Raw genomic sequence first — 21,472 nt, 5'->3', positions numbered from 1 at the left:
ACGAGGGCGGACGCGGGTAAGGCTGCGAACATACTCGGTCTTAGCGTGAGTCAGGTGTATCGACTTCTGAGGAGCTTCCAGTCCGATAGCAAGACAACATCCCTGATACGAAACGCTCCTGGACCGAAACCTGGGACAAAACGCATGAGAGCCGATGTCGATCTCATGATCGAAAAACTCGTCGACGTGCACTTTCGTAAGAAACAACGTTTTTCAATTTCGGCCGTGATGAGAGACGTCAGGACTAGTGCTCAGGAGCGAGGGGTTCGTGTTCCATCGCGAAAAGCTGTGGTTAATCGCATAATGAATCGCCCTGCGAGAAAGGTATTTGCTCTAAAAAAGGGGAGCAAAGCGGCGCGGCACAAATACACGCCCGTATCACAGGGGCTTCGCCCAGAAAGACCTCTCGACATCGTACAGGCCGATCATACGAAAGTCGACATCATCATTGTGGACGAAAGCCGTCGTTTCTATCTGGGTCGGCCATGGCTCACGCTGATCCTGGATGTCTGCAGCCGCATGGTTCTTGGCTTTCATCTCTCTTTCGACGCGCCGTCTGCCGCAACAGTAGCCTTGGCGATTGCACAGGCTATGTTACCAAAAGACGATTGGCTTCGGCAAAGAGGCCTAACGCTGCCTTGGCCGGCATATGGGATTCCCGGCATACTCCATCTGGATAACGCAAAGGAGTTCCGTAGTCGGGCTTTAAGGCGTGGGTGTGAGCAGCACGGGATCCGACTTGATTACCGGCCGCCAGCGAGGCCACATTTCGGGGGCCATATCGAGCGGTTGATGGGCACCCTGATGAAGAGGGTGCACGATCTCCCCGGCACGACGTTTTCCTCAGTGGCGGAGCGTGGGGATTATGACTCAGAACGTGAGGCTGTTTTAACCCTTGCGGAATTCGAGAAAGTCTTCGCTCTCGAGGTCCTCGGACCTTACCACAACGCTGTCCATCGCGGTCTCGGGCAAAGTCCCCAATCTGCGTGGGATGCAGCGCATCAGGATCTCGTTCCGGAAGCTGCCCCTGAGCGTAATATTGTCTACGATTTTCTGCCGTTCGAGGAACGCACCGTGCAGAGGGACGGAATACATCTCTTTAATGAACTCTATTACGACAATATTCTTGGAACTCTCATCGGCCAGACTGGCGCTCGGTTTCGGGTCAAGTATGATCCTCGGGATATCAGCGAGGTTTATCTGGAATTACCTTCTGGAGATCACGCGCGAATTCCGTATGCCGATCTGACGCGACCGCCCGTATCGCTATGGGAGTTGCGAGAGATTCAGAGGAGTCTGCGAAGCACGGGTCAGGCTACGGCCAATCCTCACGTGATTGCGGAAGCATTGAAGGAGAGGCACAGGATCGTGACTCAGGCGACCTCAGAAGCACGTGGTGTTCGGAGATCGCAAAAACGACCCAGAGTTTTTCAGGAGATCGCCGCGTCAGAGAAATCGCCGGATGAAGCGCCAGAGGGTCATACGGATGAAGCAGAATGCGTTCCAGCCTTTGATCACGATACCGCATGGAAGACGGAGTTCCCGTCGTGACCGTCGATTACAGTCATCTTCATCCGCTTGCCCGAAAACGGGCCGGGGAGGACGCGACCAGTCGAGTGGCCCATATCAGGGAACGCTTCTGGGTTTCGCATGATGCCGCCCAACGTGCATCTGAACTGATGCAGGAGGCCATGGATCAGTGCCCGAGTGATCGTATGATGAACGTGCTGGTTGCTGCGGAATCCGGCATGGGGAAAACGGCTCTTGTCCGACGATTCCAAAAGCTTCACGAGGTTCCATTTGATTCTGCCAAAGGCCTCCAACGTCTACCTGTTGTCGTCGCTCTCATGCCCCCGGTTCCAGATGAACTCGAGTTTTATATCCAGATATTGGGGGCGATTGGCGCGCCTGTGGCTCATTACCCCGTGGCTCGCACCACTCGTGTGGGCATGTTGCGAGACATCACGGTCGAATTGCTTGGAACCGTTGGTACACGAATACTCGTTCTTGATGAATTTAACTCGGTTCTCACCGGAACTCCCAGACAGCAGCGGATGTTTCTGTCCCTGTTGCGATACCTTTCAAATACTCTGAAAATGGCTCTCGTGTGCACAGGCACACCGGATGTTCGTCAGGCTCTGCTTTCGGATCCCCAGCTCCGGAGCCGGTTCGTGGACACGGGTCTGCCGGTCTGGAGCGCCAGTGAGGTTTTCCAACAGTTTCTCAACCATCTGGTGCAAAGCATGCCGTTAAGGCAGCCGTCGCCTGTTGACGGTCCCCGGTTGCGCAAGCTGCTTATCGAGCGTTCAGGTGGCATCACTGACCAGATTTGTCTGGCCTTGCGGAGAGCCGCCATTGAAGCGATTTCGAGCGGGAAAGAGTGCATTGATTATGAAGGTCTGTCGGCTGAACGGGTCTGGGGAGGAATTATGGCTCCCGGGCGAGTGAGATAAACAGCTGACGTGCATCGGGCGCTGGCGGGGGAACCGATGACCGGCATTCTGTTTTCGCTCTTCATGCCTGACATTCGATCATCGGTTGCGCTTTTCCGGAGGCAGACATTCAATATCCTTAATTCGGAATTTCTCTCGCTCTGGATGCTGTTCCAAATTATCCTGCGGTGAAGCTCTTCGCAGTATCCAGTAATCGCCGGTAGATCTGCATATATGCATCTGACGAACAAGTGGTAAGCCTGTGACGCAGTTGCCCATTTGCGCTTTTCCTGCAAAAAAACAAGTTGAAAAGACATATTTTTCATCGCGCGGATGCTTGCTGATGTTGGAGATGTGACGAAGTGACTGCTGATCAACAGGCTGCAATTACGATGCTTCGTGCTGAACCTTTAAGGATCGGCGTTTCAACGCGCTCTCTCTTTAATCTTGAGGATGAGCACAAAGTTTTCACGGAGCAAGGCGTTCACGCCTATGCCGCGATGCAACTTGAGCGGGAAGATGTCATCATCGGCAAAGGCGCAGGCTTCGATGTGGTGAAACGGCTTCTGGCTTTAAATGAGCACGGAGCGGATCCGTATGTGGAGGTCGTACTTCTCTCGCAAAACTCACCCGATCTGTCGCTCAGAGCGTTCAAATCCATCAATCACTATAAACTCGCTATCAAGACAGGGAGCTTCACTAGCGGGAGGTCATTGGCTCCGTACATTCCGGCATGGAAGATTGATCTCTTCCTCTCGAACGAGGATGCTGACGTCAGAGGGGCTGTGAACGGCGGAGCTGCCGCCGCACGTTTGGGCGTTGCTCCATTAGGGAGCGAGGGGCCTGACGCGGACGAGGTTCGGATTGCGTTCGATGGCGATGCGGTCGTCTTCGGGCCAGAATCTGATGAGATTTATAAAAAGGACGGTCTTGAAGCTTTTTTGACACATGAGACTGCTAACGCCTCTAATCCAATGAAGCGGGGGCCGTTCGGTAAGTTCCTTAACAAGCTGTCGGCCTTGCGCACGATCTATCTTAATGACGGAAATATTAGTAAGGTCCGCATTGCACTGGTAACCGCGCGGAACGCACCGGCCCATGAACGTGTCGTCCGCACGCTACGCGCTTGGGACACGCCCGCCGACGAGGCCCATTTCGTGGGTAGCTGGGATAAAGCGCCCGTGTTGCATGCCTTTGGCGCTCATATTTTCTTCGACGATCAAGAAAAACACGTACTGAGTGCATCGGTCGTAGTGCCATCCGGCCATGTGCCCGGTCCTCATGATCCGAACCTGCCGGTTATTCCAGCCTCCTGAGCGACGCTACACTGACAAAATGTGCCTCATTTTTCGATTTTGCCTGCCTGCCGGACATCCAAACGGTTATGATGAGTGCCCAAGCAGGGAAGCCGATATGAACTGCGCTTTCCATCCGTCAATTTGCAGCTATCTTTCCACACAGGCTGGAGATGATGACGAGCATGGATAGCTTCCCGAGACGCGTAGCCGAAAATATCCTTCCATTGTCGGTCGCAGAGACTTTGCCTGCTGCCTTCCGGGAATGGCACTTCACTGGCGAAACAGTTGATCACGAGATACCGGAGGAGACCTGTCGTCTTTGCGACAAAGAGGGTCTTCGATACCATTTCGAGATCCGGAACGACCAAACGGGTCATCGTCTCGACGTCGGTTCCGAGTGCATCCTCAAATTCCAGGTCGCTGTCTTCGACGAGGGGCGAGAACTCGGACCGGACGAGGCGCGTAATGCCCTTGCCGAACGGATGCGGCAGATGAGGCTCGAAAGCTGCCTGCGTGCGCTGGAACGGCTTGCAGGAGTCGAAGCGAATGATATTCTTTCGAATGCGCTCGCTTACTACCGACTTCACAAATCGCTGACTCCAAAATTCGCGAATGTAGTGTTCTGGCGATTGCAGGCCAACTCGATCGATCATGACCCCACGTTCTTCAAGGTACGGCTAGATAAGGCGAGCTATGTCACCGATCTTGGAGCAATGCGCCAGCGCAACGTCCATCGTATCTGGAGAGCGCTGACTTCAGCCCAACGCAAAAAGGCAATCGCGCTTGGTCATTCCGCACCGCCAGAGTGAGGGGAGCGGACAGGCAACGATCCGGGAATCAATCTTAGGGCCGCCAAACGATTTGCTGGTTAGCGATGTCGCCGATGTTCCAGTTGCGCGAGCGCAGTAGCACGAGTTCGGCATCTGTGAAGGCATCGCTCCGCATGGCCAGACAAAGCAAGTGGGACGGACGAGTCACCGCAACATAATGCTGCTTAAGGCGCTTGCGCAGCTCGTGCTCATCGGTGGTCAATCCGGATTTCGCTCCCGTAAGCCAGTCCTTGATCCTAGTGAGGTGCGACCCCCTGTAATGAGTGTCGAAGACGAGCGTTGCGAGATGAGTCTCACCTTTGACGGAATGGATCGAGCCGACCTTGATCCGAACTGCATGCTCCATGCTCGGGTAAGAGTAGATGTTGCCTGGTGTTGCCAAGGCACCGACTGCTCCACGTTCGTCTTCCCACGCCATAAAATCGTGCTCGCTTTCCGCCGCGGCGCCCGCCAGCAAAGCGGTGGCAATATCCGTGATCGGCTTCTTCCAAGTCTGCCACACCTTAGCGTTTGTAGGCAGCTCGCCAGTCGCAACCTTGCAGCACAAAAGATGAAACCGTCGGAGTGTCGCTGTATCGTGCTCGAGAAGCCGGCCTAGCTGGCGGAAGCGGTTGGCCAGATTCGGATATCGAACGGACGGGTTGAGCATTGTCGCCAGCCGTAGAACAGCATCGGCGGCCTTCTCAGTTATGGGATGAACATCCCCCGTTCCAGCCGCGTCCCGGACACCGCGCCTGAGATAGCCGATCAGGGTAGCAGGCCGCCCTTCGATGCGGGCCTGCTCATGGTCGTAACCATCCCAATAGTGGGCCACGCAATTTGGCGTATTCGGTCGATTGGTGTTCCGATGGACCGCTCCGACCGCAGCGAAAACGCCGGCAGCACGCTCTGCGGGACTGAACCGCGTGGTCAAGAGATGCGCGAACGCCGGCAGCACATCCGTGGCCTGTTGGGCGTCGAAGAGCAGGATCGCAGCCTGTCTGCCCTGTTCGGCTTCAGGATGTTCACGCAGGCCGATAAGGCCTGGAGGGGACACGGCGAGCCCGTCGGCCAGCGTTGCGATCTGGGGGCCAAAGCGATGGCTGTTGACCACCGAGATGGAAATTGCCGCGTTGGGAAAGATATCGCCGTTCGTGTCATTCACATCGGTTGCGGACGCGCTCCCATAAATCGCTTGGTTCATGTCGCCGAAGCGCTGACGCACAACCGGCCGATCATCCTCCATAAAAACACGATGAAGGATCGCGGACTGGACGTCATCGTTGTCCTGAACCTCATCCAGAAACAGCACCGGGAATCGCTGACGGACTGCGTTCCGTAGATCAAGATTGCGATCGAGGGCCTGTTTCGCCCAGATCATCATGTCATCGTGGCAGAAATATCCCTCCGCCGTAGTGGCCTTACAAGCAGCAACGAACGCCTGATAGGTCGCGGTGTCCTTGCTAAGCCTCGCGCGGCCCCAAGGGACATCGCCAACATCGTGGTTGGCGTCGACGATCCGAAGGAGACCCTCCTGGCGCTGAGTCCGCAAAACCTGAGAACATTGGGACGGGGTCAGCTTGTGCAGTCGCCTTCGGAGGCAGATTTCGTCGTCGATCGCGACCACGTCTATCCCCTGCGACCTGAGCCAGGGAAGCGCGATGAACTGATTCACGAACCCGTGAATCGTGCCGATGAAATGCGGATAGGAAAGAATCGCTCGGCCGATGGAGTCAGAGCCAAGCCGCTTCTCGATCTCCAGCCGTGCCACATTCGTGTGAGAGAGCACACAGACGCCTGAGACGAGCGAGGTCCAACGCGTCGCCAATATCGCGAGTTTCGCGACAAGCAGCGTTGTCTTTCCGCTGCCGGGGCAAGCTGCGACGTCGATCGATCTGTTCGAGCGCAAAACGGCAAGGCGCGCATCCTCACCGTCAGCCCCGTGAAACGCCAGCCCCGGCAGACCCAGGCTGGCGCAGGCAGCAGCGATATCCTCGTCGCTGACGGCCCGTGCCAGAAGCTCCGCTACACCAGTCACGCTGGCGCGTCGCCGGCATTGCCAGTCGCGTAGTCGATCGTCGCCCGGACATAGGGTGGCAGGAGATCGCGAAGCGTGGCCGGAGGCAAACGGCCCCGGTCCGCTGCCCGATCGAGTAACGCCGCCAGATATTGGGCCGCGATCGCCTTCGAGGCACCGCTTCGATACTTCGCATATACCGACGTGCTGCGGCTCTCAGGGTCCAGGTCAGACAGGTCGCGGAAGCTGCGGATCGAGGTTCGCAGGACGCGGGCCACTGTAACTCGGCCTGCATGGATGCGTTCGTCAGCAATTGCGAGATTCGCAGCAACCCACACCTCTTTTGCGAGTCCGAAATGCGCAAGATCATATTCGAGGGTCCATTCGTCGGCGACAAAGGTGCGGACCGATTGGCCGTCGGCGCGGGCGGCAATCGAGGCGCGGTGGCTCTCAAGCTCATCGCCCTCAAAGTCGCTCTTCTTGCGCCACCTCCTGCTGCTTTTCGCGGGTGCTAAACCGTCCGGAGTGTTAAGACCGAGTATGGCTGGCGCGCAATCGGGCATCACATCCATGTCGGTCATACAGGCCACAGGGACGTTGAGACGCCCTTCTTCGTCCGCCGCGCGGCGCTGGAAAATCCGCCCATATCGGCCGAGGCCCGTACCCCCGACATTGACGACTGATACGCCGTGCCGTGCCAAATCCCTTCCGATCAGCCGGGCGAGCGTGGGCAGGAGGATATTTTCGGCATCGCCTTCCACGATGATAACGCCCCGAGCAAAGAAGAGGTTCGCCTTCGTGGCATCCAGAAACCGCTCGAGAAACGCATAGTCGTCTGGAGCGAGCAAGGTATGCTCGGGGCCCATCGGAAACGCTCGCCCGTTGCGAACCAGAACCAGGTTTTCGAGTTTGAGCGACGAGGCAAGCGATGGGCTGTGGGTCGTCATCAACACCTGGAGACCATGCTCGGCACCCCGATCTACGATTGCCTTCTGCTTCAGAAAGTCGGTCAGCAGATGCTGGCGCTGGGGATGAAGATGGGCTTCGGGCTCTTCGATCAGCAGTGCAGGATAACCGTCAGTTTCTTGGCTGAGGAGAAGTAGCTCGGATGCCATGAACAACAGATTGTTGGAACCAAGGCCGCGCCCTGGGGCTGGGTCCGCGACACCGTCGTCGCGCAAATCGAGTTCAAGCTTCTCCAAAAGTTGTCGTAGCCGTGCGGATTTATCGCCGCGAGCGCCACTAACAGAGATTGCACCCTTCAACGTATCGCCTTCGAACGAGAGCTTCGCGAGATAGTCGTCGTTTAGGCGTGCTCGTGCGTTACCTATCCCGGCCTGACGCTCCAGCAATTCATTGGCGAAATCGCCTATGCCGAGGACGCTCAGTGTCGCCGGATCTTCCGGAAAAGCCGCAGGATCAAAGTCCTCGCCGATGCTCTCGATCTCTTCAGTCTGCTGGAGGATCTGGGCAAGCCGAGAGCCGCGGCCGGCCGAAAGAGCCTGATCGGCATCGCGGAGCGGCCGCAGATAAGTCGCGCATAGGAGAGCCCGTGCCGAGGCTTCCAGAGCCGGGCCACTGCCCGTGGCGCCCGAACGGCACTCTACGGTCGTGAAACGTCTCGACGGACCGCGGGAGCCTGCCACCGCTTGCCAATGCAAGAACAGATGGGCCTTGCCATCAAGATAAGTAAGATGCTCGAGGAAAGCTCCACGATCGACATCGCTGAGCGCGTCGAATCTCAAGAGAATTCGGATTTCATTTCTGGCTACACCACCGTCCGGTGGTTGATGGAAATCTGCCTCACCCACCCTGAAGTAATCTTGGCCCCGCGTACCCAAAACAAGTCGGATGGCATCAATAATAGCGGTTTTGCCGGAATCATTCTCTCCGACCAATGCCGCGATGCCGGCCGGCAAAGTCAGGCGAAGCGCAGCATCCTCTTCGCCGAAAGTCCTGAAGTTCTCGATCTGTATTTCAGCCAGTCGCATATGTACTCCCCGGAAGGTTCGCTAAAACACATTTCCTCCGCTAGATATAGCGGTCTTGCAACTGCCATCCACCGATAGTCTTCGGCATCCGGTATAGAAACGCGGACTGGCCGCACCTAGGGACGAAAGATCGGTGACTGAGCGACCGACAAGGGTCGATAACCGTCATAAGCGTGAGCACCGCGAATGGCAGCTTTCTATCCCTCCTCACCAATAACCGACATTCTGCTTACCCCCCCAATCTGACTGTCCACTCAATGATGCGGGAGCAGACAGGCGGCAGTCGCCCTTCCTTTCGGACGTTGAGACGATCGCTCTGCGCCCCACAAAGCAGACATGATCGATCAAGTGCGTACGAGTGTTTTGTAGTCAGATTCTGTAATGCCCACTGCCATGTAGACGCGCCTCGCCTGGGCTTCCCTGATCGTGTCCAGCGACAGCCCGTTTGCTAGCATGTCCTCAATTAGGTCGATATGCAGGGCTGCCAGAAGGGTGTGGGCGTTATAGAGGACCACACCCTCTGGCGGCGATCCCATCCCTTCCTCAATGAACCCCGCGGTCACCCCAAGCATCCAGCGATAGTGCGGTGATTGCAGAATGCCCGGACCGAATTCGAGCGCTCGGATCAGGTGGCGGTTGTCGAGCTTGAACGTCAGGATCAGGTCAAGAAACGCTGCAAGACGCTGTTGCGGTAAGGTCTCTTGCCGGAAAGGAGCTACACCACTCTCCACGCTTGCCCGCAGAGCGTCGATCTTTGTGGCCCAGAGAGCGTCGAGCAGTCCCGCGCGACTACCGAACGCGCGGAACAGTGTTCCCTTCCCGACACTGCATGCCGCCGCAATGGCATCCATGGTCACACGTTCAGGCCCGTCAGCCTGTGCAAAGAGGGTATCGGCAGCCTCGAGCATGCGGATCGTGGCGGTCGGTGGCCGTCCACGACGAACCACTTGATTTTCGGACTCAAGGTCCGATATGTGACGTAAATCTGGACTCATGGTCCGAAAGTCATATCAAGGAAGCACCATGTCACCAACATCCGAACTACCAGACTGGCTCGAAAATGCACTGGACGCACTTCGCGCGGGGGATATTGCGGGCTGGATGGCGATCTACGCAGCCGACGCATGCCATGAATTTCCGTTCGCGCCCGAGGGCGCACCGCGTGAACTGATCGGACGGGACGCCATTGCGGCCTACATGGCCCATCTGCCGTCGATAATCCGGTTCGGCGCGCTGACCGACATTCGCGTCCGTAGCGCGGGCAACGAACTGATCGTCGAGGCGACAGGCCATCATGAGCGCGTCGTCGACGACAGCACAAAGAGCCTGTCCTACGTCTGGTTCATCGAAAGGCGTGACGCGGGGGTCACCCGGATACGCGACTATATGAACCCGCTTCAGCTTGCAGCGATTGTCTCGGGCTGAATGGCACTGGCTGGCATGGCGTCCCCCGAAGACTAACTGTCGGAACGGACGACTTAAATGAGGCTGGTTCCGCCCTTCTTTGCAGACACACGCCCCACTCTCAGCAACGCTCGCTAACTTTCATTGCATACCGTCGCGGGTTTCTGTCGCAAGAGGTCGTTCGTATCAAGCCACAAGAATGTCCGGCACAGGCAACCTACCAGGGCGCGGAGAATGCGCGCCCTGGTAGGCGAACACATCAGGCAATAGCTAGAAATTGCGCCTTACCTTCATGTAGGAAGCAGGCTTTTGAGAAAAGTCCTACATCTACTTTGTTAGGCAACCGTATGTCCTGCATATCCGGCAGGGGTTTCACCTCTGGATCGTATTCACGGTCGATCTGGGAGACGAAGGCTAGAATATTACCGGTCTTTCGTGCGAAATTTTGAAGGGAGATTATTTGCTCAGAAAGCTCGGGCTTGTCTCTCCGTTGATCGAGAATTTGCAGGTAGTCGATAACGGCGACTGTACCTGGGGAAGCATCGGCGAGGTGGCGCATGATGTATTCAGCGCAAATCTCATCAGAGGTCACGATTTCGAGAGCAGTGCGGAGGCCTGATGATTCGCCTTCGAGCGACCGGATGCGCGCATGGGTTTCCTGTACGGTATATTCGAGGGTGAAGAAGACACCTCGGCGACCGTCACGAATGGCATCGAGCAAGAGCTGAAGCCCGAGCAGGGTTTTGCCATGACCGGGCCGTGCTCCCAGCAAGAGCATGTCGCCGTCAAAAAGCCGGGACAGCATTTCACTTGCCGTCGCAGCCATTGCAACTCGGGCGGAAAGCAGCCCCCACCTTGCAAATCCTTCATCGCGTGCCACGCGGTCCAACGCCACATAAAGGGGAACATTCTCATTGCGAGCCAGCAGTTTGGCTCGGCGCTTCAGTTGATAGATTGGGGCGGACAGCTTCACCAAGGAACCTCCATTGCGAGCAGAAAACGCAACCCCTCCTTATGCGGTGCTCGAACAGATGGTTCGATGATCTCAATACCCCGTATGAACGATACTTCCCCGATGGGAGGGAGGAGGCGCGGGCCAAGCCTGTTCCCTAAGATAGCCGAATGTGGGTGCCGAGAAAATCCCCCAACCTGTAGCGTAACAGGTTCTAGGATTTGCGCGACAGTCTCAGCCGCGGCATAGGTCCGCTTTACCAACCGGGACGCTCCTAAGCGGAAAGACAGCAATCCCTCCTGATCTGCCTGTCTGCTCACTGACACAGGAGCAGACAGGCGGCAGTCGTCTTTCAGCCGCCACATGGCTCGCCCTCCCAGTAGTCGAGGTTATCACTCTGAAGTGTCACGCGTCTGAGGCTCTGTCCACCCGGCAGCCTGGTTTTCGACATTATTTTTTTAGAATCAGGGTATTGCACAATTTCAGCGTCGGAATTCGCAGACAAAGCGAAGTAGCGGAGTGTCGTTTCGCCAGAGTTAATGATCTGATGTGCTGTTTCCAGACCGCCTGCGGGCGCAGAGAGAATATCACCACTTTGAAACGGGTATTCCGTATCGCCAAATCTGTATGTGCCAGAACCCTCAAGAATGATGAAAAGCTCTTCCTCCATTGAGTGGCTGTGACAGGGACAACCACTTTTACCCGGGGGAACCTCACTGTAACCAATTCCGAGCTTAATTAGTCCCAGGATGGCGCCGAATGAAACATCTGCGGACGCATATCGAGAACCTTTCTCCCAGCTTTTAAGTTCAAGGCTCCTCGGATTTAGAACGAGACTCCCCAATTTAGGAAGCGCCGCTGTCTCTGAAATCTCCGTAAGATGTTCCGCTTCTTTCATTACGACCTGCTCTGTTTAGCCGGAACTCACCGTAGTAAACATGAGACGCATCGGTGAATACTATCGGCAAATTTAAGCCTCTTTGACGTCCAAAGCCGACCGTCTGCAGTCCCCCCAAAAAAGACGCCGTTCAGCGCCATCGCTCATACCGGCTTTTTGCGCCGATCGGCACATAACCGTCCTTCTCCAGGAATGAGACGAGCCTGCTGGTCTGGAAACCGCTCGTCTCGCCATGGAACCAGATGATCTTATACTCTAATCTCCGAGTTGCTTTATGTTGAGCCTGCGCTCTTTCGATGGATGTACAAAAATGGCACTCACCGTGATTGATACCAAGAAAAAGATGATACATTCAGGTCTAATCGGACTCACTTGTGTCGCCATATCATATCCACCAACATCCGGAAATGCGCAATCCGCCCCTTTCAATGTAGCGGATCGCACTGAGATCCTCGAAGTCCGTGCTTTTGGCATCCAACTCTACGAGTGTCGGGCAGATACTGATGGCAAGACTGTTTGGGCGTTACGAGAGCCCGTCGCCACTCTGATCGATCAAGGTAAGACCGTCGGTCGGCATTATGCCGGTCCGACATGGCAGTTTAACGACGCCGGGACGGTCTCAGGTAAATTGCTAACAACGCAGCCCGGCGCCACAGCCGCCGACGTTCCTCTGCTGAAGCTGGCCGTCGTCAGCCGTCCTTCCGAAGGCCCGTTGAAGGACGTAGCCTTCATCTTGCGCCTCGACACGCGCGGTGGTGCGTTGAAGGGCCTCTGCCGCGATGCTGGCGCACTGCAGGCGGAACCTTACGACGCCCGCTACGTCTTCCTTCGCTGAGTATTACCAAACCAGCTCGCTGTTCGTCGTCACATGTGGCCGGTAGGGCTGCGGGTTCAAGCCGAACTGTGCCACATTATGAGAGCACCGGCTCAGGGGCGTTCTGAGCCGAAAGGCGAAACAGGGCTCACCACTCGGGTGTCAGACCGATCAGGGGCTTACGAAAAGGAGACGGGCTGGTGACGCCCTCATGTCAGACGTCAGGGCCTCATGTGGACACTTCGGAAAGCAGACATCAATCCGTCATAACGGCATGCGGACCATAAGTTGTATTCTTGCGTGCCAAGAGAGCATACCGATGGGCACCGCGTACAATACGGCGAGAGAACAACCATCAGCAGCGCTTCCGCACGTATACACCCCAAACTGGAGCAGGCCGATGCCATCCGGATAACACGCAATAGACTCCTCTACACTGTTCGCAAACACACAACGATCACTGGGTGTTTGTTCGCGTTTCGCGACATGTCTTGTCAGAAAAAGACACATTTATCATGATCTCATGACTGATAATCATTCCTGAATGAAAAGAGTGGCAAACGTGTTGTGAGCAGTTCAGAGATGACAGGGTGATGACGGGTCATAACGGGTCATAACATCACGGAGCAGAGCACTTCTGCTCAATGGCGGCTACACGACGAAGTGGCAGGATTCCTACGGATACACAGCAGGAGAAGCCTTATGGACCAGACGTGGAAAAAAGCTCTCGTCGTGGGGCTGTTCTCCTTCTTGGCTGGATGCACCAGCCTCGGTTCCGCGCTAAATACTGTACAAACCATGCCTCGTATGCTTGACGATCATACAGTGGTCATCTCCGGCTCGGGGGCAGGCACGGATTCCATGAGCAGTGTCCGGCAGGCAGTGTTTCGTACTGCCGCTCAAACGGCAAAGAGCTCAGGATACCAATATTTTCTCGTCCTGAACGAGCAGAAGACGGAGGTTCCCGGCCCCTCTTCATCATACGGATCGAAACAATCCCGTAGAACGTATCAACTTGCCGAACCGCGCGATGAAGTGACAGCCCGCTTCTATCGAGCCGGAGAAATCGATCCGAACCAGACGGGTCTCTTCAATGCTGACAGCGTCCTTGCTGAGAGCGTTCGATAATGAACATCCGGCTAACATCCGGTAGTCCTGATCATTTCAGACGCCACGACAATGATCTGCTTCTTTCGGATCAATTTGAAGATGGCCGTCGATCCAGAGCGACGCGATGATTCGTCTGATCATCCTTCTTCTGGGTACCGGTCCGCTACGAAGGCTATGGAGCGCATGTCTTGGCATTGCGCTGTTCTGCCTAATCGCGGGCATTGTTTTTGTCGGTGATATCTACAGGCCGGCTGAGATCGTCACGATTGACGTCATTGGTGCGGCTTTCGTCGTGGAAGGCATTGCACGGCTGATAACATTTGCGGCCATCGGTTTTCCAAACGCGACCATCCCTGTGTTGAAGTCGCTTGGCTTTTTCGCGCTCGGTTTCATGGCGATCGACATTCCTGCGGATCATAATATCGTCGCGACAATCGTGCTGGGAACGGCATTCGTCGTCGATGGCATTTTACGGATAGCGGCCGCGATCGTGATCCGGGCTGCACAATGGCGTAAAGCCATAGCTCTGGGTGTCTTCGAACTGGGCGTCGCCATGCTGATCGCGTCACCATGGCCAGTGCAATACCGCAATACCGTGCCCTTCTGTCTTGGTGTTGCGCTGCTTGGAGCGGCCTGGAATTTCGGAAAACTCGGGATACAGCTTCTTCGTTTGCCGCCCGGAGCCTCCGTGACGGATCTGCCGCTGTTTGCGGGACCGAACTGGCATGGGCGCGGACTTCTCCATCCGTCGCAGGTGGTGCCAAAATCATGGGACAATGAAGAGGCGCTGACCGTCCATGTCTGGACGGCTGTCGGATCTGCCGTCAATCCGACAAGACGCCCGATTATCGACCGGTATATCGCAGCGATGGACGAAGGCGGTGTTATATCGACTGGACACGCCGCATTGTCCCTGCCGCCGACCGATTACGTCAGCCTGTGCCCTGCAGAGGATATCGATCATTCACCGGAAGATTTTGCCGCGTTGCTCCGGGCGGGCGTGGAAAATGATGTTCCCGGCGCTTTTCGTCCTTCCTTCGAAGAAGAATGCGCCGGATGGCGTAGTCCCGATCGAGACATCCGGTTTTTTCGATACAACGCTGATGCTCTGCGCGCATTTCTGGCGCTTTACCGCGAAACGCCGATTTATAACCTGACCAGCCGGAACTGCTCCTCAACCGTCGCCCTCGCTCTGGACGCTGCATTGGAAGGCGCACTGGGACAGGGAAAACCGCTACGAACGGTTCTGTTATTGCTAACGGATCCGGCGATGTGGCTACTGGTTCTGTGGCGTGCGCGAGCAGAAGCCATGACATGGACCCCGGGGCTGATCCTAGATTACGCACAAACCCTTCAATTCATTCTGACCGGTCGTCGCCAGCAGTGGTTTGCGCGTGTTCGCACAATGCGCCAGCGCTACAGCGTCGCAAGGCAGGCGCAGCTTCTGGAGGGCGTCCAGACACGGTCGATACGACCCACACGTGTCTCTCTCGTGATGACAAGCATGATTTTCGGCCTGACCTACGGTCTCAGCGCACCTCTTCTGGCCCTCAATCTGGCAGGGATGGGCTTTGGTGAGAATGTCATCGGCGCCAACGCCGCCATGCATGCGGTCGGGGTGCTTACGCTCGCGCCTTTCCTCCCCGGAATAGCATGGCGTTATGGCCCGAAGCTGCCGATCACTGTCGCTCTTCTGGTCGTGGCGGCGACTTTCGCCCTTTTCCCTATCATGCCCTCAATCTGGCTCTGGTTTCCCTTACGTTTCGCACTCGGGGCAGCGTCAGAGACGATGCTGGTTATGTCCGAGACCTGGATTAACCACATCAGCGAGGACAGGAGCCGAACAACCACACTAGCGATCTATACAGCCGCACTGTCGCTAGGTTTTGCGCTTGGACCCGTCATCCTGACTATTGTGGGACTACACGGACTGACACCTTACCTGATCGGCGGGGGGATCGCGCTCGTGGCAGTCCTGTCCGTGGCAATGCCCTGGATGCGCTCACCACTGCTCGAAAAGCCAACCCACCCAGGCATGATGCGCTACCTGGCACTCGCGCCGGTGGCTATCGGCGCAACCCTGCTGAACGCGACACTGGAGACAGCAGGTTCATCATTTCTGCCGCTCTACGCCATGCGGGCGGGATGGAGCGAACATGGTGCGACACTTCTGCTTTCTGTCTTGCTGGTCGGCGCCATCGTGTTGCAGGTTCCGGTCGGATGGATCGCTGACCGGATCAATCCGCGACGTATGGTCATCGGACTGTCTGCCGCATCGGCCATCGGGGCGCTCATATGGCCGTTCGTTATCGGGTATCCCCTTCTGGCTTACGGATTGCTGTTCGTGTGGGGCGGCGTGTTCGTCGGTATCTACACCATCATGATGGGCGTTGTCGGTAACCGATTCCGTGGCGGTGATCTGGTGTCCGTGTATTCCGTCATGTCGATCGCATGGGGGATCGGTGCGTTTGTTGGCCCCGGCGCGACGGGAATGGCCATGAATCTTACCACGCACGGACTTCCCTATTTTACGGCTTTTGCATGCGCCCTGTTCGTGATCCTGTCGCTGCTGCGAAAAAGGGGCGTGTAGCGTACAGCCCTCACTGACTTTCCGGATGGATGTCCCTGCGGATTATCAGAACGAAATCGCCTTGGCGCCGGGACATCTTCCCACACTTTCAACGACGGAAAGCTGAACTCATGACACCCAGCGTCATCGCGATGCGCAAAAACCTCGTAAGAATCATGCCGGTTTTCCTTCTGCTGATACCAGCGGGCATATCGGGCCACTCCCATGCTGCGGACATGCACGAATTTAATGATTATGCAGGTATGGTAGGAGACGCGCCGGTCGGCATGACCTTGGGCATCTCCGGTAACAAGGTCGCTGAAGGCAGCCATTATTATTACCGAAAATACCTGAAGGATATTACTCTCACCGGAACAGCAGGCACAGACCTGCGCCTTTCCGAGCCGGGCGGGGGGCTTTTTGTGCTCCATTATGTTGATAACAACTCGGCGACCGTCACTGCGGAGAACAGCACGGGGCTTGCAGGAACATGGAGCGGTAACGGTCACACTCTTCCCGTCAAACTGGTTGCCGAAGGGAGTGACTCTTATGTGCCCGGCCATCGATATGGTGACGTAACCAACAAGGGTGATGATCAGTTTGAGGAGCCCATCAAGGGATTCTATGATGCGGCTATTGCCGGGCGCTCCGCAGATGCTGCTCGGTTCGTGGTTTTTCCCTTGCGGGTCAACACGGCACCTCAGCGGTTTCTGACCGTCCACAATGCTTCAGAGTTCCAGCAGAAATGGAACAGCATCTTCTCTCCGGCATGGTTGAAGGCGCTTGCGGCAGTTTCACCCCATGACCTGACCGTCATTCAGGGTAAAGCCATGATCGGCGCGGGGCTGGCTTTTTTCGGTGAGAATGGACTGGAGGTGGTCAATTCCATTCCTTGAGAAGGAGACTTTCAGAAAAATCTGATCAGGAGGAAGACGATCTTGACCCCCCACCCGCTGACTTCGCCCGATATTTTCCAGCATGTCCGCATGATCATGGGTATGGTGGTTGGCCTGAGCATGACGCGCCTTCTCACGGGCCTCGTGCGTATCATTCAGCACCCCAACCAGACGCGGATCTACCCCGTGCACATCGGCTGGGTCCTGACATTGCTTCTGATGCTGATGCATTTCTGGTGGTGGGAGTTGTGGCTGATTGAACTGCCAGTCTGGACGTTTGAAACGTACCTGTTTTTGATTCTCTATGCGGTTCTTCTTTTCTTTCTGAGCGCTTTTCTGTTTCCGGACACAGTCAATGATTACACAGGATACGAGGATTTCTTCATTTCACGCAGAAAATGGTTTTTCTCTATTTTTGCTCTGACAGTCATATTTGATTTGATCGATACCCTGCTCAAAGGACCCGCGCATTATGCCTTGTTCTCGATGGAATACTGGTTCCGTGTGCCGGTCTATCTCGTGTTATGTGGTATCGCGATCGCCTCGACCAGTCGCCGGTTTCATGTCGCATTCGTAAGTCTTGGCCTGCTTTACGAGATTTCGTGGATCATCCGACATTTCGAAAGATTGTCGTAGAATACTGCCCAAATCTGAATCTAGCCAAGTTTGGAAGCCTACCCCTGTTATCATGACGAATGTCAGCATTCTCTGATATTCGCCGGCGAGCAGACATTCCGCTTACCCCGCCGTTCCGCCGTTTGAGTCGCACTAACTAGGACAAAATACCGGTGTCAAACATTAGCTGAACGCGAGTCGCGCTAATTAGGGAAACTGACAGCGGACGGCGCCTCCACCGCGCGCAGGGCGAAGCTTCTGAACAATCCGGGGACGGACAGGGAGTGGTCCGCTGTTCGGCGGTGGCAAGAAAATTGAAATCCCGTTGAATTTCTTCTGTACCTGACGAATCCCGCGTACTAGAATCCCGCATGACAAGGATTTCTCCGGGGTGTTTGCCATGACGCTTCTGACGGTTACGGACAGGTGTATTGCGCTGCAGGCGCCGTATCATCCCGATCTTTCCGAACAGGCGCGGCGCCTGGGCGGGCGGTTTCGGGGGAAAGACGCAGGCTGGCTGTTTGACGCCGATCGCGAGGATGCGTTGCGAGAGGTGTGCCGCACGTTATGGGGCGTGGACGGGACGGCGAAAGCGCTGGCCGACACGGTGACGCTCCACGTGACGGTCAGGCCCCGGTTTCATGAGGCGACGCTATGGCGGACCTTTGCGCGCGACATCTGGTTGTGCGGGCGGCAGATCGCGTCCCGCAGGCCCGGCGCGAGACCGGTCGCAGTGCCCGGGCGCGGGGTGAAGTTCATAGCCGGGCGACCGCGCGTCGAAGACGGCCCAACAGGATCACTCATCCTCTCCATAGATCCGGAATGCGTCTTCACCGTGCGCGATACGCCACGCATGGCGCTCGAGGCTATCTCCATTGCGCTGCGTGATGTTGCGGAAGTAAAAACCGTGGAACAGCCGCGCGTGAACTGAACGACACGGCTCTTGACGCGACTTCTCGAGAAGCAGAGGCCAGACCAGGACGCATGATGACCGACAGACTGAAGTCATACGGAGCAGCAAAGCGTCAGGTCATGCCGTGCGTGGAACACCGGTCTCACAAAGGTCTGAACAACAGGACGGAGAACTCACGTCTACCGTTGCGAAAACGCGAACGCGTCATGCAAAAGTTTCGATCACCGGGAGATTGTCAGCACTTCGTCTCGGACTTCTCCGCCGTGCGGAATGTTTTCATCCCGCCAAAGTCAATCGACAACGCCATCTCCCGACATCTGCACCGTCTTAAGTCGTTCGCTCAATGGAATGGCGCGATCACTCTTTCCGCCTGAAAAGCCCGTCAAGCGACATCAAATTGTCAATAGGCATTGAAAATTGACCCCCGATCGGCACGCAAAAATGACCCCTCTGCGATACGTGATAGGACTTCTCCCTGGAGCCGTAGGCTCCAGGGAGAAGTCCTATCAGAATTATTCGTTGAGCCGGGGTCAGGAGCGGTTTTTGAACCGCCAGCTTTCATTGCCGGTTTCGACGATGTCGCAATGATGGGTCAGACGGTCGAGCAGCGCCGTGGTCATCTTGGCGTCGGCGAATACGCTGGCCCGCTCGCCAAAGAAGAGATTGGTTGTCACGATCACTGAAGTCTGTTCGTAAAGGCGGCTGATCAGATGGAACAGAAGCTGGCCGCCGGACTGGGCAAACGGGAGGTAGCCAAGTTCATCAAGGATCACGAAATCCAGACGTCCGATATGCTCTGCCATGCGACCCGCCTTACCGGCACGGCTAATCGGCCTCAAGCCTGTTGACCAGATCGACAACATTGAAAAAGCGACCCCGCTTTCCCGTCCAGATGCCTGACCGCCCAAGAGCCGTCGCCAGATGCGTCTTGCCGGTTCCTATGCCGCCGACCAGAACAACATTACGCCGGTGATCAAGAAATTCGCCGCGACCACGGCCCCGGATCAGCGTTTCATTGACCGGTGTTGCATCGAACCGGAAATCTTCGATGTCACGAGCGAGCGGCATGCGCGCGATTGTCATCTGGTAGCGCACCGAGCGGGCCTGCTTCTCGCTGATCTCGGCACAGACCAGATCAGCGATGACCTGCTGTGGAACATGCTGGCGCTTGGCGGCATTGCTGACCCGTTCGTCATAAGCCGCCTTCATGCCGTAGAGTTTCAGTTCACTCATCGCGTCCAGAATCTGGCTGCGTTCCATCATGACGGTATCCTCAGGCTATCGTAGAGGCCGCAGTCGGCCAGCGGCATATGATGCAGGGTCAGGTGATCGGGGATTGCCAGCAGCGCGGGTGCTGCCGCCCCGCGTCGACGTGACAGGATGCGCGCATACCCAACCTGGTTCTCGACCTGACCCTTCTCCCAGCCCGCAGCCGGCGTGCAGGCTAGTGGATCCACAAGGTAATGGGCGCAAAGTTGCAGAAAACGGCGATTATACGCACGCGCCTTGCCAATGAAGATCGTCTCGACGGCTGTCTTCATGTTGTCATAGATCCCGCGACGGCAGGCGCCTTTGAAAAAGGCAAATGCCCGGTCATGCGCGTCGAACACCATCTCCTGCGTCTCGCGCGGATACGCGCGCACGAACATCATCCGACTGTGACACAACCGCAGATGCGCGACCTTGACCGTGGTCGTAAAGCCATTGAGCACGACGACCTCGTGGCTCCAGTCGAACTGATACGCCTCGCCCGGCGCAAAGCTCAGCGGCACATAGGCCGCTTGCTGCCGCACTTCATGCGCGCGCTGCTACGACCGCCCATAACGTCGAACCGCGTCATAGCCGCCCTCGTAGCCAAGATCACGCAATTCCTCAAATAGCCGGATCAGCGTCAAGCGCTCCCGCGGCAGACGTTTCTCGTTCTCTTCCAGAAGCTCGCACAGCATCCCCTGCACAAAATACGCACGCCGGATCTTCCCGACTGTCTCCACAATCAGCATCCCGAATTAGGCCTCCGTGCACCATCACGAAGACCATTGTGAACCCATGCATCAGAGGGGTCAGTTTTCGGTGCCGATTACCCCTCCAGCAGGGTCAATTTTCCATACCGATCCACAGCCTGTCGGCGGTCTGGTTTATCGAAGATGGGATTGCTCCGGAAACTCAGCGGGCAGTTGCGCATCTGGCGTCTGAGGCGCTCGGTTAAGAAGACAGCAGGAGAGCCTCTTATCGCCTCACCCTGACTATACCCATTTCGCTCTCGGCGTGTCGGACGCAGACTATCCTTATTTGCGAGCATGAATCCCATCGAGCGGGTCAACCGGGAAATCAAAAGGCGGGCTGATGTGATCGGTATTTTTCCCAATGAAGCCGCCACCATCCGCCTGGTGGGCACCCTGATGCTCGAACAGAATGACGAATGGACCGTCTGCCGCCGATACATGACACTGGAAGGCCTGGCCGCCCTGAGCCATAATCCCTCTGTCCGGTTGCCCGCTGTGGCAGCGTGATCGCCTCGATACCCTGTCGAGGACCGATGCTCCTACACCACGCCTCGGGACACAGCCCCCATCAAGCAGCCCTGCCTGATCCAAATTATCGTTACCACGATCAGCGACACCAGAAGAATTACAGCGGCTCCCCACAGTGCGCACTGCAACAAGAATGCACACATAAGAAAGTCGGCCTCCGCCGTATGGGAGTTTATGACCCCCCTCTCTCCTTGGAGAGAGACATCATCAAACCCGCTCATAG

The 21,472-nt window shown here is 56.4% G+C and carries 16 protein-coding genes and 4 pseudogenes; 13 read left to right on the top strand and 7 right to left on the bottom strand.

The window, feature by feature from the left end:
• Positions 1 to 144: 144 nt before the first annotated feature.
• The 4 genes from J2D73_RS10675 to J2D73_RS10660 all read left to right on the top strand — a co-directional run bounded on the left by J2D73_RS10675 (position 145) and on the right by J2D73_RS10660 (position 4,539).
• On the top strand, positions 145 to 1,551 hold the full coding sequence (locus J2D73_RS10675; protein ID WP_207881533.1) for a Mu transposase C-terminal domain-containing protein: 1,407 nt from the start codon (positions 145 to 147) through the stop codon (positions 1,549 to 1,551).
• A complete protein-coding gene (locus J2D73_RS10670; RefSeq protein WP_207881532.1) occupies positions 1,548 to 2,453 on the top strand; it encodes a TniB family NTP-binding protein in 906 nt (301 codons plus the stop codon). Before J2D73_RS10675 ends, J2D73_RS10670 begins: the two co-directional genes overlap by 4 nt.
• Before the next feature lie 341 nt (positions 2,454 to 2,794).
• Positions 2,795 to 3,748 carry a 5'-nucleotidase gene (locus J2D73_RS10665; protein ID WP_207881531.1) on the top strand — a complete coding sequence of 318 codons (954 nt, stop codon included), beginning with the start codon at positions 2,795 to 2,797 and terminating at the stop codon, positions 3,746 to 3,748.
• 152 nt (positions 3,749 to 3,900) lie between these two features.
• Positions 3,901 to 4,539: a hypothetical protein gene (locus J2D73_RS10660; RefSeq protein ID WP_207881530.1), complete on the top strand. Its 639-nt coding sequence runs from the start codon at positions 3,901 to 3,903 to the stop codon at positions 4,537 to 4,539.
• A gap of 34 nt (positions 4,540 to 4,573) precedes the next feature.
• On the opposite strand, the gene J2D73_RS10655 is transcribed toward J2D73_RS10660, so the two are convergent.
• The 3 genes from J2D73_RS10655 to J2D73_RS10645 form a co-directional block, all read right to left on the bottom strand.
• Entirely contained in the window at positions 4,574 to 6,577 is a 2,004-nt protein-coding gene (locus J2D73_RS10655) for a UvrD-helicase domain-containing protein (protein ID WP_207881529.1), read from the bottom strand.
• A complete protein-coding gene (locus J2D73_RS10650; RefSeq protein WP_207881528.1) occupies positions 6,574 to 8,547 on the bottom strand; it encodes an ATP-dependent nuclease in 1,974 nt (657 codons plus the stop codon). The genes J2D73_RS10655 and J2D73_RS10650 overlap by 4 nt, the downstream gene beginning before the upstream one ends.
• Positions 8,548 to 8,891: 344 nt before the next feature.
• Positions 8,892 to 9,542, bottom strand: a complete 651-nt coding sequence (locus J2D73_RS10645; RefSeq protein ID WP_243429852.1) for a TetR/AcrR family transcriptional regulator — start codon at positions 9,540 to 9,542, stop codon at positions 8,892 to 8,894.
• A 28-nt stretch (positions 9,543 to 9,570) separates the two neighbouring features.
• Here J2D73_RS10645 and J2D73_RS10640 point away from each other — a divergent pair, with 28 nt between their 5' ends.
• Positions 9,571 to 9,972, top strand: a complete 402-nt coding sequence (locus J2D73_RS10640; protein ID WP_207881527.1) for a nuclear transport factor 2 family protein — start codon at positions 9,571 to 9,573, stop codon at positions 9,970 to 9,972.
• 238 nt (positions 9,973 to 10,210) lie between these two features.
• Here the strand turns inward: J2D73_RS10640 and J2D73_RS10635 are convergent, their stop codons facing one another.
• Positions 10,211 to 10,924 (bottom strand): DNA helicase, encoded by a 714-nt coding sequence (locus tag J2D73_RS10635; RefSeq protein WP_207881526.1) that lies wholly within the window; start codon positions 10,922 to 10,924, stop codon positions 10,211 to 10,213.
• Positions 10,925 to 11,255: 331 nt separating this feature from the next.
• Positions 11,256 to 11,801 carry a cupin domain-containing protein gene (locus tag J2D73_RS10630; RefSeq protein WP_207881525.1) on the bottom strand — a complete coding sequence of 182 codons (546 nt, stop codon included), beginning with the start codon at positions 11,799 to 11,801 and terminating at the stop codon, positions 11,256 to 11,258.
• Positions 11,802 to 12,111: 310 nt separating this feature from the next.
• Here J2D73_RS10630 and J2D73_RS10625 point away from each other — a divergent pair, with 310 nt between their 5' ends.
• The 7 genes and pseudogenes from J2D73_RS10625 to J2D73_RS10595 form a co-directional block, all read left to right on the top strand.
• Positions 12,112 to 12,636 carry a DUF3455 domain-containing protein gene (locus J2D73_RS10625; RefSeq protein WP_207881524.1) on the top strand — a complete coding sequence of 175 codons (525 nt, stop codon included), beginning with the start codon at positions 12,112 to 12,114 and terminating at the stop codon, positions 12,634 to 12,636.
• Between the two features lie 681 nt (positions 12,637 to 13,317).
• Positions 13,318 to 13,743, top strand: coding sequence for a hypothetical protein (locus J2D73_RS10620; protein WP_207881523.1), 426 nt, complete (start codon positions 13,318 to 13,320; stop codon positions 13,741 to 13,743).
• Positions 13,744 to 13,849: 106 nt separating this feature from the next.
• On the top strand, positions 13,850 to 16,315 hold the full coding sequence (locus J2D73_RS20795; RefSeq protein WP_243429851.1) for an MFS transporter: 2,466 nt from the start codon (positions 13,850 to 13,852) through the stop codon (positions 16,313 to 16,315).
• 110 nt (positions 16,316 to 16,425) lie between these two features.
• Positions 16,426 to 17,190 (top strand): hypothetical protein, encoded by a 765-nt coding sequence (locus J2D73_RS10610; RefSeq protein WP_207881522.1) that lies wholly within the window; start codon positions 16,426 to 16,428, stop codon positions 17,188 to 17,190.
• Positions 17,191 to 17,232: 42 nt separating this feature from the next.
• Positions 17,233 to 17,826 (top strand): hypothetical protein, encoded by a 594-nt coding sequence (locus J2D73_RS10605; RefSeq protein WP_207881521.1) that lies wholly within the window; start codon positions 17,233 to 17,235, stop codon positions 17,824 to 17,826.
• Positions 17,827 to 18,205: 379 nt separating this feature from the next.
• A complete protein-coding gene (locus J2D73_RS10600) occupies positions 18,206 to 18,736 on the top strand; it encodes a hypothetical protein (RefSeq protein WP_207881520.1) in 531 nt (176 codons plus the stop codon).
• A gap of 6 nt (positions 18,737 to 18,742) precedes the next feature.
• A pseudogene (locus J2D73_RS10595) lies at positions 18,743 to 19,092 on the top strand (DDE-type integrase/transposase/recombinase); the annotation flags it as partial.
• A 156-nt stretch (positions 19,093 to 19,248) separates the two neighbouring features.
• Here J2D73_RS10595 and istB read toward each other — a convergent pair.
• Both istB and istA read right to left on the bottom strand, forming a co-directional pair.
• Positions 19,249 to 19,981, bottom strand: a pseudogene (istB, locus tag J2D73_RS10590) (IS21-like element helper ATPase IstB).
• Positions 19,982 to 20,100: 119 nt separating this feature from the next.
• Positions 20,101 to 20,655 (bottom strand): annotated as a pseudogene (istA, locus tag J2D73_RS10585) (IS21 family transposase); the annotation flags it as partial.
• 354 nt (positions 20,656 to 21,009) lie between these two features.
• Here istA and J2D73_RS10580 point away from each other — a divergent pair.
• Positions 21,010 to 21,228 (top strand): annotated as a pseudogene (locus tag J2D73_RS10580) (transposase); the annotation flags it as partial.
• Positions 21,229 to 21,472 lie beyond the last annotated feature (244 nt).

The organism is Acetobacter sacchari, from assembly GCF_017377715.1.
Classification (GTDB): domain Bacteria; phylum Pseudomonadota; class Alphaproteobacteria; order Acetobacterales; family Acetobacteraceae; genus Acetobacter; species Acetobacter sacchari.
This window is presented reverse-complemented; position numbering and strand designations above follow the sequence as displayed.